This is a genomic window from Pseudomonas sp. No.21 (genome assembly GCF_054558415.1).
This window is the reverse complement of sequence record NZ_BAAJNO010000010.1, coordinates 170,296-186,929: the sequence shown is the minus strand read 5'-3', so window position 1 is coordinate 186,929 and position 16,634 is coordinate 170,296. Positions and strand designations below refer to the sequence as shown.

General features: G+C 66.7%; 12 protein-coding genes. 6 read left to right on the top strand and 6 right to left on the bottom strand.

Translation table 11 applies throughout. The features are described 5' to 3' along the window. Window positions 1-97 precede the first annotated feature (97 nt). From ACYJSS_RS21680 to ACYJSS_RS21665, 4 genes are all read left to right on the top strand, one after another. Window positions 98-1,468, top strand: a complete 1,371-nt coding sequence (locus ACYJSS_RS21680) for a substrate-binding domain-containing protein (RefSeq protein WP_111261232.1) — start codon at window positions 98-100, stop codon at window positions 1,466-1,468. 465 nt (window positions 1,469-1,933) lie between these two features. Further along, window positions 1,934-2,929 (top strand): TerC family protein, encoded by a 996-nt coding sequence (locus tag ACYJSS_RS21675; protein WP_111261231.1) that lies wholly within the window; start codon window positions 1,934-1,936, stop codon window positions 2,927-2,929. A gap of 81 nt (window positions 2,930-3,010) precedes the next feature. Further along, window positions 3,011-3,142: a hypothetical protein gene (locus ACYJSS_RS21670; RefSeq protein ID WP_276575295.1), complete on the top strand. Its 132-nt coding sequence runs from the start codon at window positions 3,011-3,013 to the stop codon at window positions 3,140-3,142. 74 nt (window positions 3,143-3,216) lie between these two features. Then, window positions 3,217-4,245, top strand: coding sequence for a MerR family transcriptional regulator (locus ACYJSS_RS21665; RefSeq protein ID WP_236204996.1), 1,029 nt, complete (start codon window positions 3,217-3,219; stop codon window positions 4,243-4,245). 73 nt (window positions 4,246-4,318) lie between these two features. On the opposite strand, the gene ACYJSS_RS21660 is transcribed toward ACYJSS_RS21665, so the two are convergent. Further along, on the bottom strand, window positions 4,319-5,548 hold the full coding sequence (locus ACYJSS_RS21660) for an acyl-CoA dehydrogenase (RefSeq protein WP_111261228.1): 1,230 nt from the start codon (window positions 5,546-5,548) through the stop codon (window positions 4,319-4,321). Window positions 5,549-5,709: 161 nt separating this feature from the next. Here ACYJSS_RS21660 and ACYJSS_RS21655 point away from each other — a divergent pair, with 161 nt between their 5' ends. Together ACYJSS_RS21655 and ACYJSS_RS21650 are read left to right on the top strand one after the other, a co-directional pair. Beyond that, window positions 5,710-6,645, top strand: coding sequence for a LysR family transcriptional regulator (locus ACYJSS_RS21655; protein ID WP_111261227.1), 936 nt, complete (start codon window positions 5,710-5,712; stop codon window positions 6,643-6,645). Between the two features lie 22 nt (window positions 6,646-6,667). Further along, the gene (locus ACYJSS_RS21650) at window positions 6,668-8,749 is read left to right on the top strand and encodes a TonB-dependent receptor family protein (RefSeq protein WP_111261226.1); all 2,082 of its coding nucleotides are present in this window, start codon (window positions 6,668-6,670) and stop codon (window positions 8,747-8,749) included. A gap of 811 nt (window positions 8,750-9,560) precedes the next feature. Here ACYJSS_RS21650 and ACYJSS_RS21645 read toward each other — a convergent pair. From ACYJSS_RS21645 to ACYJSS_RS21625, 5 genes are all read right to left on the bottom strand, one after another. After that, entirely contained in the window at window positions 9,561-12,623 is a 3,063-nt protein-coding gene (locus ACYJSS_RS21645) for an efflux RND transporter permease subunit (protein ID WP_111260323.1), read from the bottom strand. Next, a complete protein-coding gene (locus ACYJSS_RS21640) occupies window positions 12,620-13,639 on the bottom strand; it encodes an efflux RND transporter periplasmic adaptor subunit (RefSeq protein ID WP_111260324.1) in 1,020 nt (339 codons plus the stop codon). The genes ACYJSS_RS21645 and ACYJSS_RS21640 overlap by 4 nt, the downstream gene beginning before the upstream one ends. 553 nt (window positions 13,640-14,192) lie before the next feature. Continuing rightward, window positions 14,193-14,972 carry an ABC transporter permease gene (locus tag ACYJSS_RS21635; RefSeq protein WP_021217959.1) on the bottom strand — a complete coding sequence of 260 codons (780 nt, stop codon included), beginning with the start codon at window positions 14,970-14,972 and terminating at the stop codon, window positions 14,193-14,195. Next, complete coding sequence (locus ACYJSS_RS21630; protein WP_111260325.1) at window positions 14,969-15,901, bottom strand: ABC transporter ATP-binding protein; 933 nt, start codon at window positions 15,899-15,901, stop codon at window positions 14,969-14,971. The genes ACYJSS_RS21635 and ACYJSS_RS21630 overlap by 4 nt, the downstream gene beginning before the upstream one ends. An 84-nt stretch (window positions 15,902-15,985) precedes the next feature. Then, window positions 15,986-16,606: a glutathione S-transferase family protein gene (locus tag ACYJSS_RS21625; protein ID WP_111260326.1), complete on the bottom strand. Its 621-nt coding sequence runs from the start codon at window positions 16,604-16,606 to the stop codon at window positions 15,986-15,988. Window positions 16,607-16,634: the final 28 nt, after the last annotated feature.

The window sequence follows — 16,634 nt, the reverse complement described above, 5'->3', positions numbered from 1 at the left end:
GAGCCCAGGGCAGAGCGCCCTGTCATATCTTCGTCACCTCGCTGACTTAATCTCGCGGCATTTCCCAGCCACCCCTAGCGATAAGGCCCGCCGCACGATGCGCGACCTCTGTGAACGTGATATCTGGAGCCGGACCCTCAGCCTGCTGCTGCTCGGTTTCGTCTGCTACGCCCTGCCCTGGTCGGTGTTCGCCGCCCTGCCCCTGCCCGCCGACAAGAGCCCGGTGCTGCGCATCCAGGGCTCCAACACCATCGGCGCCAAGCTCGGCCCGGCCCTGGTGCGCGGCCTCATGGAGGAGGAAGGCCTGGGCGGCATCCGCCAGGAGCCCGGCACCCAGGAGAACGAAGTGCAACTGGTGGGCAGCGCGCCCAACGGCCGGGAAGTGCGGATCACCGTGGCCGCCCACGGCTCGGGCACCGGCTTCGTCGCCATCAAGGACGGCAGTGCCGATCTCGCCGCGTCCTCGCGCCCGATCAAGGATGCCGAGGCCGGCGATCTCTCGGTATTCGGCGACCTGAAGAGCCGCTACGGCGAGCATGTGATCGCCATCGACGGGCTGGCCATCGTCGTCAACCCGGGCAACACCCTGACCAGCCTGAGCACCGAGGAGCTGGCACGCGTCTTCGCCGGCGAGGTGAAGACCTGGGAAGAGATCGGCGGCAAGGGCGGTGCCATCCACCTGTACGCCCGCGACGACAAGTCCGGCACCTTCGACACCTTCAAGGAACTGGTGCTGGCCGCCCACGGCAAGAGCCTCGCCGCCAGTGCCAAGCGCTTCGAATCCAACGACAAGCTCTCCGAAGCCGTCAGCGCCGATGCCGCCGGCATCGGCTTCGTCGGCCTCGCCTCGGTGGGCAAGTCCCGCGCCGCCGCCATCGCCGATGGCGAGTCCCAGGCCATGGCGCCGTCGGTGACGCAGATCGCCACCGAGGACTACCCGCTCTCGCGCCGCCTGTTCTTCTATATGAAGCCCGGCGAGAAGAACCCCTGGGCCCAGGCCCTGGTGCGCTTCGCCCAGGGCCCGCGCGGCCAGGCGATCGTCGCCCAGACCGGCTTCGTCGCGCAGACGGTGCAGGCGGTCAAGGTCGCCGCCCAGCCCGACATGCCCAGGGCCTACCAGCAGCTGGCCCGCGATGCCCAGCGCCTGTCGGTGAACTTCCGCTTCCAGGAGGGCAGCGCCAACCTCGACAACAAGGCCCTGCGCGATGTCGAGCGCGTGCTGGACTACCTCAAGGAGAACGGCAAGCTGAGCAACCAGGTGACCCTGGTGGGCTTCGGCGACCCCAAGGCCGACCCGGGCCGCGCCGCCCTCCTCTCCAAGCTGCGCGCCATGGCCGTGCGCCGCGAGCTGGCCAAGGCCGGCGTGTCCTTCCGCGAGATCACCGGCCTGGGCGATGAGCTGCCGGTGGCGGCCAACAGCGAGGAAGGCCGCATCAAGAATCGCCGGGTGGAAGTCTGGGTCTACTGATCGATCCGACCTCCCGCGTCATCGTCGCCCCTGCCCGGTTCGCTCCGTACAGGGGCGATTCTTTCTGGGGATTGCCGGCTGCTTCGCGAGCAGAGCTCGCTCCTACAAGGCGCGCAGCCCGACACCGAGCATGACCGTTGCGTAGGGTGGAGGTCGCTCTTTACCTCCACCAGGCGGAGCCGATTTTGGAGAAAGCCGGAGCGGTGGGCTGAAGCGGAACGCCGCCCGGCCCACTACGGTGATGAAGTCGCCCCGTCGGAGCCAGCACCGAATTCCCTTCGCACTCCCCGCCCCTTGCGCAGTCGAAAACCTTGACCGCGCGCAATGAAATGAAACCTTGCCGGTTTTCCGGATTCCATCGCTGCGCTAGCCTTCCCTCATGTGACGCCGGGCCCCTCTGACGGTTTGCACCCGCCATGTCGGAGTCACTGTTGAGCATTCAACACGACAAGCAAGGAGGGGCTCATGTCAGCTCTGCACACGTTCCTGTTCGCCGATTTCCTCGGCACCGCCACCTGGCTGTGGCTGGTGTTCATGGCCATCGTCCTCGGCCTGCTGGTGTTCGACCTCGGCGTCCTGCACCGCGACCAGCATGAAATCGAGATGCGCGAGAGCCTGCTGCTCTACAGCGGCTACTTCTGCGTGGGCGTCGCCTTCGGCGGCTGGGTCTGGTACGAGCTGGGCGCCCAGGCGGCGCTGGAGTTCTACACCGGCTTCCTGGTGGAGCAATCGCTGTCGATGGACAACGTGTTCGTCATGGCGATGATCTTCGGCTTCTTCGCCATCCCCCGCCGCTACCAGCACCGCGTGCTGTTCTGGGGCATCCTCGGGGTGATCGTGCTGCGCGCGCTGATGATCGGCCTGGGCACCGCGCTGGTGAAGGAGTTCGACTGGATCCTCTACATCTTCGGCGCCTTCCTGCTGTTCACCGGGGTGAAGATGCTGTTCGCCCGCGAAGAGGCCGAGCGCGACCTGTCGCAGAACCGCGTGCTGCAGTTCGTGCGCCGGCACATGCGGGTCACCGACGAGATACATGGCGCGCACTTCTTCGTGCGCCTGAAGGACGCCTCCGGCCGCACCCTGCTCTGGGCCACCCCGCTGTTCCTCGCCCTGGTGCTGATCGAACTGGCTGACCTGGTGTTCGCCGTCGACAGCGTGCCGGCGATCTTCTCCATCACCCAGGACCCCTTCATCGTCTACACCTCCAACATCTTCGCCATCCTCGGCCTGCGCTCGCTGTACTTCGCCCTGGCCGCGCTGATGCACCGCTTCGTCTACCTCAAGTACGCCCTCGCCCTGGTGCTGATCTTCATCGGCGGCAAGATCTTCCTGCACGGCTTCATCGGCAAGATTCCCGCGCTGCTCTCTCTTGGCGTAACCTTTGGCCTGCTTGCCGGTGGCGTGCTGCTGTCCCTGTTCAAGACGCGCAACCGCCCGCAGGCCTCTTCAGCCGGAGACTGAGAATCGATGCGAAACGTGCAGATCGTAGTGCTCGAACAACGGGGTCGAGTGATCTGGCAGGTAAAGATGGGACAACGCGGGGTGAGCTTCCACGAAGAGCTCGCCGCGCGTACCTTCGCCGCCCAGCTGCACATGCGCCTGGAGTGGCTGCGACAGCAGCGCGACGCCGCCAACGCCGTTTCCCAGGAGCCCTCCCACCCCCACCAGGATTGACTCCAGGGCGCGCTTGACCCTCACGCGACGTCAGGCCCGAGGATGCCGCCAGGCACGCGAGGAGAGACAAGGACATGCCTTTGAAAGTCGGTGAACTGGCCAAGCGCTGCGGGCTGACCGTGCGCACCCTGCACCATTACGACCAGATCGGCCTGCTCCGCCCTTCCGCGCGCTCGGGTTCCGGTTACCGCCTCTACGGCCGCGCGGATATCGCCCGCCTCCACCAGATCCAGGTCCTGCGCAAGCTGGGCCTGTCCCTGGGCGAGATCGGCACGTGGCTGGACGAGGCGCCGGCGTCGCTGTCCCCGCTCATCGAGCAGCAGATCCGCCAGCTCGACCGGGAGATCGCCCACCGCCAGCGCCTGCGCGAACGCCTGGCCACCCTCGGTGGCCAGTTGCAGAGCGGCCAGGAACCGGAGCTCTCCGAATGGCTCGGCACTCTGGAGTTGATGAACATGTACGACAGCTATTTTTCCCACGGGGAACTGAAGGAACTGCGCCTGTACGCGGACGAAGCGCGGCGGCGTGAATGGGCCGCGCTCGTGGCCCGGGTCCAGGCGCTGATCGCCAAGGGCGTGCCACCCCAGGCCGAGGAGGCGCAGGCGCTTTCGCGTACCTGGATGACCATGCTGGAAGCGGATACCGGCGCCAACCCGGTGCTGTTCGCCAAGCTCAACGCCATGCACGAGGCGGAGCCGGCGCTGCGCGAGGAAACCGGCATCACCCCACAGACCATGGCCTATGTGGTCCAGGCCTTCAGCGAGACCAAGCTGGCCATCTACCAGCGCTACCTCACGCCCGAGGAGTTCGCCTTCCTCAAGGCCAACTACGGCACGCGCATGCACGAGTGGCCGCCGCTGATCGCCGAGGTGCATCGGCAGATGGAGTCCGGCGCCCCGGCCTCGTCCCCCGCCACCCTGGCCCTTGCCCGGCGCTGGCTGGAGCTGTTCCGCTCCTATGCGGGGGATGACCCGGCCACCCAGCAGAAGATCCGCCAGGCGCTGGTGAGCGAGCCGGAACTGCGCCACGGCTCCTGGGCCAGCGACGCGCTGCTGCATTACCTGCGCCAGGCCATGGGGCACCTGATGGCCGCCCGCGCCTGAGGCCTTCCGCCGCCTGAAACGAAAGAGGCCCGCACGGTTTCCCGTGCGGGCCTCTTCGTTACTGCGCGGGCGATCAGTGGCCGCTGCGCAGCATTTCCTTCGGTACGTACTTGCCGATCTCGAACTTGCCGATGGCCGCGCGGTGCACTTCGTCCGGGCCGTCGGCCAGGCGCAGGGTGCGCTGCATGGCGTACATGTAGGCCAGCGGGAAGTCGTTGGAGACACCGGCGCCGCCGTGGATCTGGATGGCGCGGTCGATCACCCGCAGGGCGACGTTGGGCGCCACGACCTTGATCTGGGCGATCTCGCTCTTGGCCACCTTGTTGCCCACGGTGTCCATCATGTAGGCCGCCTTCAGGGTCAGCAGGCGGGCCATGTCGATCTCCATCCGCGAGTCGGCGATCTTGTCGATGTTGCCACCCAGGCGGGCCAGCGGCTTGCCGAAGGCGGTGCGGCTGACGGCGCGCTTGCACATCAGCTCCAGCGCGCGCTCGGCCATGCCGATGGAGCGCATGCAGTGGTGGATGCGGCCTGGGCCGAGGCGACCCTGGGCGATCTCGAAGCCACGGCCCTCACCCAGCAGCACGTTCTCGTAGGGCACGCGCACGTCTTCGAACAGCACCTCGGCGTGGCCGTGCGGGGCGTCGTCGTAGCCGAACACCGGCAGCGGACGGAGGATCTTCACCCCGGGGGTGTCCACCGGCACGAGGATCATCGAGTGCTGCTGGTGGCGCGGCGCGTCCGGGTTGGACAGGCCCATGAACACGAGGATCTTGCAGCGCGGGTCGCAGGCGCCGGAGGTCCACCACTTGCGGCCGTTGATCACCCACTCGTCACCCTGGCGCACGGCGCGGGCTTCCATGTTGGTGGCATCGGAGGAGGCCACGCCCGGCTCGGTCATGGCGAAGGCGGAGCGGATCTCGCCGCGCAGCAGCGGCTCCAGCCATTGCTTCTTCTGCTCTTCGTTGGCGTAGCGCACCAGCACTTCCATGTTGCCGGTATCCGGCGCGGAGCAGTTGAACGGCTCCGGGCCCAGCAGCGAGCGGCCCATGATCTCGGCCAGCGGTGCGTATTCCATGTTGGTCAGGCCGGCGCCGAGTTCGGACTCGGGCAGGAACAGGTTCCACAGGCCTTCGGCGCGGGCCTTGGCCTTGAGCTCTTCCATGATCGCGGTGGGCTGCCAGCGATCACCCTCTGCGACCTGTTGCTCGAATACCGGCTCGGCCGGATAGACGTAGGTGTCCATGAACGCGGTGACGCGTTCACGCAGTTCCTGAACCTTGGGGGAGTAGGCGAAATCCATGCGGAGCTACCTTCTGACGGATGTTTTCTGGGTACGGGTGAGGTGTGGAAATGATGCTAGAACAGCGATTAAGATTTATCTAACCTATTTTCGCCGTGTATAAACATTCATCACCGATATATGATCCGCCGATAAAAACAGCCTACGGAGTGCGCTCGAAAATGAATCTGAACAAGGTCGATCTCAACCTCTTCATCGTCTTCGACGCCATCTACACCGAGGCCAACCTGACCCGCGCCGGGCAGATCGTGGGCATCACCCAGCCCGCCGTTTCCAACGCCCTCGCCCGCCTGCGCGAGACCTTCAACGACCCGCTCTTCGTGCGCACCGCCCAGGGCATGGTGCCCACGCCCATGGCGCAGAACATCATCGGCCCGGTGCGCAACGCCCTGCAGCAACTGCGCATCTCGGTCCAGGAAAGCCGCACCTTCAACCCGGGCCAGGCCAACAAGACCTACCGCATCAGCATGACCGACCTCACCGAGACGGTGATCCTGCCGCCGCTGTTCCAGCGCCTGCGTCGTCTCGCCCCCAACGTGCAGATCGAGAGCTTCCTGGCCAAGCGCCGCGAGACCACCAAGGAGTTGGCCGCCGGGCGTCTGGACTTCGCCGTCGACGCCCCGCTGAACACCGACCCGCAGGTGCGCCACGTCAAGCTGATGGAAGACCGCTACGTCTGCGCCATGCGCCGTGGCCACCCGCTGGCGAAGGAAAAGATCAGCCTCGACGAATACCTGTCGCTGACCCACATCCATATCTCCAGCCGCCGCAGCGGCCTCGGCTACATCGACCTGTCCCTCGGCAAGATGGGCATCCAGCGCAAGATCGCCCTGCGCTCCCAGCACTACCTGATGGCCTCCACCGTGATGCAGAACACCGACATGGCGATGACCGTGCCCGAGCGCTTCGCCCGTCGCCACGAACTGCACTACGTCGAGCTGCCGGTGAACGACGTGCCCTCCCTGGAAACCCACCTCTATTGGCACGAGAGCACCGACCAGGACCCGGCCAACCGCTGGATGCGCGAGCAGATGATCGAGATCTGCCAGCAGGTCACCGCCCAGGAACAGCGCGCCGAAAAAGCCGAGAAGGCCTGACCCGCCACGCAAGGACGCCCCCATGCCGACTCATCGATCCGCCTGGGCGCTGTCCCTGGCGCTCGCCCCGCTGGCCCAGGCCGAAACGCTGCAGGTCGAGCCGCTGGTGATCACCGGCAGCCGCTACCCGGCCAGCGGCTTCGACCTGCCCTTCTCCGTCGATCGCATCGAGCGCGAGCAGGCCAGCCTCGGGCAACCCGGGGTCAACCTCTCCGAAGCGCTCAACGCGGTGCCCGGCCTGGTGGTGCAGAACCGCCAGAACCAGGCCCAGGACCTGCAGGTTTCCTCGCGCGGCTTCGGTGCCCGCTCGGCCTTCGGCATCCGCGGCATCAAGCTGATCGCCGACGGCATCCCCGCCTCCAACCCGGACGGCCAGGGCCAGGCCGCCACCTTCGACCTCGACACCCTCGACCACATCGAAGTGCTGCGCGGCCCCTTCGCCAGCATCTATGGCAGCAACGCCGGCGGGGTGATCCAGGTGTTCTCCCGCGACGGCCAGGGCGCGCCCAAGGTCTCCAGCGAAACCTCCCAGGGTGCCTGGGGCACCTCCCGCACCCGCCTCACCGCCGAGGGCGGCAACGACCAGGGCGGCTTCCTGGTCAACCAGTCCCATTACGAGAGCGACGGCTACCGCAAGCACAGCGCCGCCACCCTGGACAAGAGCTTCGCCAAGCTCACCCTCTACCCGGACGGCGAAAGCAAGCTGGCGCTGACCTTCAGCCAGCTGAACCAGAACGGCACCCAGGACCCGCTCGGCCTGACCTGGGCCGGCTACCAGGCCGACCCGCGCGGCGTCGCCGATGCGGCGCTGAACTACGACACGCGCAAGACCATCGACCACCGCCAGGCCGGCCTCAACTACGAGCGCGCCTTCGCCGCCGGCACCTGGCAGGCCACCCTCTATGGCGGCACGCGGCGGGTGATCCAGTACCAGGCGATCCCCTCGTCCGCCCAGGCCAGCCCGCGCAGCGCAGGCGGCGTGATCGATTTCGAGCGCAGCTTCCACGGCGCCAGCACCCGCTGGCTGCAGGACTTCGACCCGGGCCTGGGCAACCTCACCCTCACCACCGGGGTGGACTACGACCAGTCCAGCGACGACCGCCAGGGCTACGAGAACTTCGTCGGCACCCAGCTGGGCGTGCACGGCAACCTGCGCCGGGACGAGCGCGACGAAGTCAGCAGCATCGCCCCCTACCTGCAGCTGGGCTGGCGCCTGGGGGATTTCAACCTGCAGGGCGGCCTGCGCTACAACGAAGTGGCCTTCGACGTGGACGACCACTACATCCGCCCTGGCAACGGCGACGACAGCGGCTCGGTCACCTACCGCGACCTGACCCCGACCCTGGGCGCCAGCTACGCGCTGACGCCCGAGCTGAACCTCTACGCCAGCTGGGGCAAGGGTTTCGAGACGCCGACGCTCAACGAGCTGTCCTACTCAGGGCCCGGCGACAGCTTCGGTTTCGACCTGGGTGCGGCCACCAGCCGGCAATACGAAGTGGGCCTCAAGAGCCTGGTAGGCGAGGCCACCCGCCTCAACCTGGCGCTGTTCCGCATCGACACCGAGGACGAGCTGGTGGTGGATGCCGCCAGCGGTGGCCGCACCCGCTACCAGAACGCCGCGCGCACCCGGCGCCAGGGCCTGGAGCTGTCCGTGGACAGCGCGCTCGGCGAAACCCTGCACACCCGCCTGGCCTACACCCGCCTCAGCGCCACCTACGACCAGGGCTTCACCAGCGGCGGCCGCGACATCCCCGCCGGCCGCCACCTGCCCGGCGTGCCCGCCACCAGCCTCTGGGGCGAACTGGAATGGCGCCCGCGCGAGGGCATCAGCACCGCGCTGGAGGGTCTCTACCGCAGCAAGCTCTATGTGGAAGACAGCAACAGCGCCCGCCCGGCGCCCGGCTACGCCCTGCTCAACTGGCGCGCCCGCTTCGAGCAGAAACTCGAGCGCCTGACCTTCAGCCAGACCCTGCGCCTGGACAACCTGCTGGACCGCCGCTACATCGGCTCGGTCATCGTCGGCGACGGCAACCAGCGCTACTACGAGCCCGGCCCGGGGCGGGCCTGGTATGTCGCAGCGGGTGTGGAATACGCGTTCGATTGAAGGGTCCGCGAACCCGTCGGGTTGCATCCGACCTACGGCCCAAGAAAATCCCACCCGTAGGAGCGAGCTCTGCTCGCGCCCCCCGTGCCCCGTAGCCCGGGCTTCAGCCCGGGGCGCTCCCCCTCGGCTACGGCTCAGGGCATGAGCGCGTGCTGGTCCCGGCTCCGCCTGGTGGAGGTAAAAAGCGACCTCCACCCTACGCCCGTTGATAGTCGGTGCCACGGCAAGGGCGGGCGAATGAATTGGTGCTGTCTGCATTAGCTGTTGTGGTTTTAATGCAAGCGCTCAAGCACGGTGCTTTCCGGGCGCCCGAGGGTTTGTGCCACCTCCACCGCATGGGTTTCGCTTCGCTCGCGGAACGCCGCCCGACCCATCCTACGAAAGCCTGTGCGTACCACGTGGCGATGCGTTGGACGAAGAAAGTTGGAGCAGCCGCCAACGCCCCTCCAGGAGGCCGAACGCAGTCGTTGCGCCGGGGGACGAGCGGCATGGATGCCGCGAGAGGCGCGCCAGGCCATGGATGGCCCATCGCGCCGGCCCCCAGACGACGCTTGCGGCGAACGCACTTCAGTGCGGCCCGAAGGGCGAGCGTAGCGAGTAACGACGATGGAGTGAGGGAACCACGGCGAAGCCGGGGCCGGATGATGGGGCAAGCCTCTTTGGTTTCTTTCTTGGCGACTGAAGAAAGAGACTCGCCGGGGGGCGAAACCAGAAACATCACCAGAGCTCGGCAATCAGCTGGGCTCAATTCTTATAGCAACACTTAACGCAGACATAGCCAATGAGTTCGCCCCTACAAGCCCATGGGGCATCACGCCAGCGCCGGCTCCTCCAGGCGCATCGGCCGCCATTGGCGCAGCTTGCGGTACAGGGTCGGCACCACGAACAGGGTGAAGAAGGTGCCCACCAGCAGGCCGCCGACTATCACCATGCCGATCTGCTGGCGGCTCTCGGCGCCGGCACCGGTGGCGATCGCCAGGGGCAGCGAGCCGAGGACCATGGCGCCGGTGGTCATGAGGATCGGCCGCAGGCGCTGCACCGAGGCCTCCATCACCGCCTCATCCAGGCTGCGCCCCTCGCGCAGCAGCTGGTTGGCGAATTCGACGATGAGGATGCCGTGCTTGGTGATCAGCCCGATGAGCGTGACCATGCCCACCTGGGAATAGATGTTCAGGGTGCCGCCGAACAGCTCCAGGGCGAGCAAGGCCCCGGCGATGGAGAGCGGCACGCTGAAGAGGATGATCAAGGGGTCGACGAAGCTTTCGAACTGCGCCGCCAGCACCAGGTAGATGAACACCAGGGCCAGGGCGAAGGTCAGCGCCACGCCGGCGCTGGACTCCTTGAAGTCGCGGGAGGTGCCGGTGTAGTCGAACTGGGTCTCCGGCGGCATCACCTCGCGGGCCACGCGTTCCAGATGGGTCAGCGCCTCGCCCAGGGTGTAGCCGCTGCCGACGTTGGCGCTGAGGGTCACCGCGCGCAGCTGGTTGAAGTGGTTGAGCTCGCGCGGCGACACCGTCTCCTTCACCTCGATGAGGTTGGAGAGCTGCACCATGCTGTCGTCGCGGCCACGCACGTACACGCGGTTGAGGTCGTCGGGGTTGCTGCGGTCGACGTTGGCCAGCTGCACCAGCACGTCGTACTGCTCGCCGTTCTGCTTGAAGCGGGTCACCTGGCGGCTGCCGAACAGGCTTTCCAGGCTGCGGCCGATGGTGGCGACGTCGGTGCCCACGGCGGTGGCCTGCTCGCGGTTGACCGTGACCTTGAGCTGCGGGGTGTTGAGCTTGAGGTCGGTGTCGATGCTCTCCAGCCCCGGGTACTCGCGGATGCGCGCCAGCAGGGTGTCTACGTACTGCTGCAGCTCGGCGTATTCCAGGGACGAGCGGATGACGAAGTTCACCGGCTGGTTGCGCGCGCTCTGCCCCAGCGGCGGGCGGTTGACCGGGAAGGCACGCACGCCCGGGATGTCCTGCAGCTTGGGCAGGAGTTCGTCGCGGATCTCGAACTGGCTGCGGCTGCGTTTGTCCCAGTCCTCCAGCTTCATGAACGACAGGCCCTGGGCCACGGTGGGGAAACCCACCACCACCATGTAGCGGTTGGTCTCGGGGATGGACTTGTAGGCGTCCTCGAGCATCTTCGCGTAGCGGCTGGTGTACTGCAGGGTGGCGCCGTCCGGGCCGTTGAGGGTGCCGACTATGGTGCCGGTGTCCTCGGTGGGCGCCAGCTCGCTGCGCAGGCCGGTGAACATCCAGGCGCACGCCAGCAGCACACCGACCAGGAACACGGCGATCAGCACCCAGGCCCGCAGCACCCGCTCCAGCAGGTGGCGGTAGCTGTAGGTGAGGCCGTTGAGGAAGCCTTCGATCAGGTTGTAGACGCGACCGTGGCGCTCCTCCGCCCGGTGCGGCTTGAGCAGTTGGCCGCACATCATCGGCGATAGCGTCAGGGCGACGAAACCGGAGACCAGCACCGCGCCGGCCAGGGTCCAGGAGAACTCGGTGAACAGCTTGCCCGAGGTGCCCTGCATGAAGCCGATGGGCGCATAGACGGCGGCCAGGGTCAGGGTCATGGCGATCACCGCGAAGGCGATCTCGCGGCTGCCCTTGAACGCCGCCTGTACAGGCGACAAACCCGCCTCGATGTGCCGGTGGATGTTCTCCAGCACCACGATGGCGTCGTCCACCACCAGGCCGATGGCCAGCACCATGGCCAGCAGCGTGAGGGTGTTGATGGTGAAGCCCATCAGCGCCATCAGCGCGCAGGCGCCGATCAGCGACACCGGGATGGTCACCAGCGGGACCAGCGTCGCCCGCAGCGAGCGCAGGAACAGGAAGATGATCAGCACCACCAGCACCACCGCCTCCCAGATGGTGGCGTAGACGTTGGCGATGGACTCGCGGATGAACAGCGAGTTGTCGTTGGCGATGGCCATCTGCATGCCCTCGGGCAGCAGCTCGCGCACATCGGGCAGCGCGGCATTGAGACCATCGGAGATTTCCAGCGGGTTGGCCGTGGCCTGGCGCACCAGGCCCAGGGACACCGCCGGGCGGCCGTTGAAGCGCACCAGCGAGCGCTCGTCGGCGGCGCCGATCTCGGCATGGCCCACGTCGGACAGGCGCAGCAGGTAGCCACGGCGGTCGTCGATGATCAGGTCGTTGAATTCCTCGGGGGTCTTCAGGTCGGTTTCCGAGAGCACGCTGAACTCGCGCTGCACCGACTCGATGCGCCCGGCAGGGATCTCCACGTTCTGCCGGCGCAGGGCGTCTTCCACGTCCTGCACGGTGAGGTCGTGGGCGGCGAGCTTCTCCGGGTCCAGCCAGATGCGCATGGCATAGGTGCGCGCGCCGCGTATCTGCACCTCGGAGACGCCGGGGATGGTCTGCAGGCGGTCCTGCACCACCCGCTCCAGCACGTCGGTGATTTCCATCGCCGAGTGCCGCTCGCTGTAGAAGGCGATCCACACCACCGGCTGGGCGTCGGCCTCGACCTTCTGCACCACCGGTTCGTCGATCTCGGTGGGCAGCAGGCCACGCACCCGGCCGAGACGGTCACGCACGTCGTTGGCCGCCTCGTCGGCGTCGGTGCCGAGGCGGAACTGCGCGGTGATCTGGGTGTTCTCGGAGCGGCTGATGGAGGACACGAAGTCCAGGCCCTCGATGCCCGAGAGCACGTCCTCGATGGGCTGCGCCACCTGGGATTCCATGATCTCCGGGCTGGCGCCGGGGTAGATGACGTTGACGGTGACGATGGGCACGTCGATGTTCGGGTACTCGCGCACCGTCAGGCGCTGGTAGGCCATCAGCCCGAGCAGCACCACCACCAGGGAGAGGACGGTGGCGAATACCGGGCGGCGGATGCACAGGTCGGACAGGGTCATAGCGCACCCCGCGCGACAGTGCGCACCTCCTGCCCGGGCCCGGCCTTCTGCCAGCCCGCGGTGATCACCTGCTCGTTGCCCTGCAGGCCCTCGCGCACCTCGGCCTTGCCGCGCTGGCGCTGGCCGATGCGGATCTGCCGGCGCTCCACCTTGCCGTCGACGACGATGGCGACGAACAGCTGCTGGCCGACCGGGATCACCGCCTCCTCGGGGATCAGCAGCGCGTCGGGGCGCTCTTCGAGGATCACCGAGACCTTGACGAACTGGCCGGGCTTGAGGCGGTGGTCGGCGTTGCCGATCTGCGCGCGGATGGCCTGGCTGCGGCCGACCTCATCCAGGCGCGGGTTGAGGGCGATGATGCGGCCGCGGAAGCGCTCGCCCAGGTAGGCATCGACGCTGATCTCCACGGTCTGGCCGAGGTGCACCTGGGACACGGCCTTCTGCGGCACGCGGAAATCCACCTTGAGCGGGTCGAGCACCTCCAGGTTGACGATGTCCTGGCCGGGGCTGAGGTAATCGCCGGTGCTCACCTGGCGCAGGCCGAGGAAACCGTCGTAGGGCGCGCGGATCTGGGTCTTGTCGAGGCGCGCCTGGGCCAGGGCCAGGCTGGCGCGGGCGGCCTGCTGCTGGGACTGCGCCTCGTCCTGGGCCTGGGCGTTGCTGGCGCCGCGCTTGAACAGCATCTGCGCGCGCTGGTAGCTCTTCTCCGCCAGCTCCAGGTTGGCCCGGGCCTGGTCCAGCTCGGCGCGGGCGATGGCATCGTCGAGGCTGACCAGCAGGTCGCCGCCCTTCACCGGCTGCCCTTCCTTGAAATGCAGGCGGGCCAGGCGCCCTTCGATCTCCGGGCGGATGGTCACCGACTCGTCGGAACGCAGCGAGCCGAAGGTCACCAGCTCGTCCCGCACCAGCGTGCGCTGGGGCTCGGCCACCTCCACCAGCGGCGGGTTGGCGGCGAAGGCCGGACAGGTGAGCAATCCACACAGCAGCAACGGCCAGGCGCGGCGACGAGCGATCATCAACAGCCTCTTTTCGAGTCGTTCTTGTCGGAAATGAAAAAGTCTACCGGGAGTATCGGCGGACTTTTGTCAGGGGCACGTAAAGATAGAGGCAGTCTGTGACGCTTTGTATCGAGATGGATGCATTTCGGAGAGGGGCCCGCGTGGGAGCGGTTTCAACCGCGATGCCCGGTACGGGCCTTTGTTCGCGAGTAAAAATCCACGTTCTTAGAACGTGCTTTGCTTTTGGCCCCCTAGAAGGGGCGCAATCAGACCTTGGAGCAAGCAGCCGCCGCTCACTTCGGACGTAGGGTGTGCTGCGCGCACCTCGGACTCGCCGGAAGCACCGCGCGGAGGTGCGCACGGCACACCCTACGACACGCGTTCATCCTGCAGGGCTATCAATTCAAATCGTCACAGGCAGAACCGATGACCACGCCCTAAGGACGTGGTTTTCCAAGTTCAAATGAATTCGCTCCCATGACAGAGCAATGCCATCCAGCCCCGCCATTCAAGGTTCGCGAGCAGAGCTCGCTCCTACGGCTGGAGCACCCTTGCCCTCATCAGCGATGCCTTACTGGCGCATACCCCGCCCGCTCACCAGCAGGCGGATGCAGGCGATGTAGAGGATCACCGTGGTCAGCGTCATCAGGCCGATGGCGATGCCGATGTTGATGTCGGAGACGCCGAGGATGCCGTAGCGGAAGGCGTTGACCATGTGCAGGATGGGGTTGGCCAGGGACACCGTCTGCCAGAACGGCGGCAGCAGGCTGATGGAGTAGAACACCCCGCCCAGGTAGGTCAGCGGCGTCAGCACGAAGGTCGGGACGATGGAGATGTCGTCGAAGTTGCGGGCGTACACCGCGTTGATGAAGCCGCCCAGGGAAAAGGTGGTGGCGGTCAGCAGCACCACCAGCACGGTCACGCCCAGGTGGTGCACCTGCAGCTTGGTGAAGAACAGCGACAGCAGGGTCACGATCACCCCCACCGCCAGGCCGCGCAGCACGCCGCCGATGGTGTAGCCGAGGAGGATGGTGTGCGGCGACACCGGCGACACCAGCAGCTCCTCCACCGAACGCTGGAACTTGCTGCCGAAGAAGCTGGAGACCACGTTGCTGTACGAGTTGGTGATCACCGACATCATGATCAGCCCCGGCACGATGTATTCCATGTAGCTGAAGCCGCCCATGTCGCCGATCTGCCGGCCGATCAGGTTGCCGAAGATGACGAAGTACAGCGCCATGGTGATGCCCGGGGGCAGCAGGGTCTGCGGCCAGATGCGGGTGAAGCGACGGACTTCGCGGTAGACGATGGTGTTGAGGGCGACCAGGTTGGCGCGCAGTTCGGAACTCATACGGCCACCTTCGACAGGTTCTTCTCGACCAGGGACACGAACAACTCCTCCAGGCGGTTGGTCTTGTTGCGCAGGCTGAGCACGTCGATGTGCAGCGCCGACAGCTGGCGGAACAGCTCGGTGATGCCCTGGCTCTTGTCCACCTGCACCTCCAGGGTGTGGTGGTCCACCAGGCGTGCCGGGTAGCCGTCGAGCTGCGGCACGCTGGCCAGCGAATCCTTGAGGTCGAGCAGGAAGGTCTCCACGTGCAGCTTCTTCAGCAGCGCCTTCATGCTGGTGTTCTCGACGATGGTGCCGTGGTCGATGATGCCGATGTTGCGGCACAGCTGCTCGGCTTCCTCGAGGTAGTGGGTGGTGAGGATGATGGTGATGCCCTTGGCGTTGAGCTCGGTGAGGAAGCTCCACATCGAGCGGCGCAGCTCGATGTCGACGCCGGCGGTGGGCTCGTCGAGGATCAGCAGGCGCGGCTCGTGGATCAGCGCACGGGCGATCATCAGGCGGCGCTTCATGCCGCCGGACAGCTCGCGGGAGGCGGAGTCGCGCTTTTCCCACAGGCCCAGCTGGGTGAGGTACTGCTCGGCGCGCTCCTTGGCGATCTTCGCCGGGATGCCGTAGTAGCCGGCCTGGGTCACGACGATGTCGAAGACCTTCTCGAACTGGTTGAAGTTGAACTCCTGGGGCACCACGCCGAGGCAGCGCTTGAGCGCGTAGGGCGAGGTGTCCAGGTCGTTGCCGAACACGCTCACCGTGCCGCTGGTCTTGTTCACCAGGGTGGAGAGGATGCCGATGGTGGTGGACTTGCCGGCGCCGTTGGGGCCCAGCAATGCGAAGAAATCGCCTTCGGCCACTTCCAGGTCGATGCCCTTGAGGGCCTGGAAGCCGTTGCCGTAGGTCTTGGTCAGCTGCCGGATGGATAGAGCAGATGTCATGACGTGCCTTTGCAGAAGGGATTGAACTTGGCCTTGATGGCTGCGAACGCAACCATCAAGCCGCTTGATGGGTTGAGCCTAGCATCAGGTCAGGGCGGTCATCACCGCCTTGCGGTAGGCCGGGCGCTCCCTGAGCCGCGCGTACCAGGCCTCCAGGGCCGGCAGCCCGGGCCGCTCGATGGGCATCTCGAACCAGGCGTAGATGAAGCTGCCCAGGGGGATGTCGCCCATGGCGAAGCGCTCGCCGGAAAGGAATGGCTGTGCCGCCAGGGCCCGCTCGGGCATCGCCAGCAGCTCGCTGCAACGGGCCAGGGCGGTGGCGATCCTGGCCGGGTCGCGCTCAGCCGGCGGCGTGCGCAGGGTGCCCCAGAACAGGTCGCGGAAGACCGGGGCGAAGGCCGAGGTGGTCCAGTCCATCCACTTGTCGCCCTGGGCACGCAGCGCCGGGTCCTCGGGATAGAGATCGCCCGGGGCGTAGCGCGCGGCCAGGTAGCGGACGATGGCGTTGGACTCCCAGAGCACCAGCTCGCCATCCTCGATCAACGGCACCAGGCCATTGGGGTTCTTCGCCCGGTACTCGGGATCGTTGACCAGCCCGAAGGCGCCCCCGGCGTCGATCGCCTCGAAGGCGATGCCGGCCTCCTCGGCGGCCCAGAGCGCCTTTCTCACGTTGGACGAATTCTTGCGGCCCCAGATCTTCAGCATCTGTGATTGTCCTGTCGTTTCACGAGGC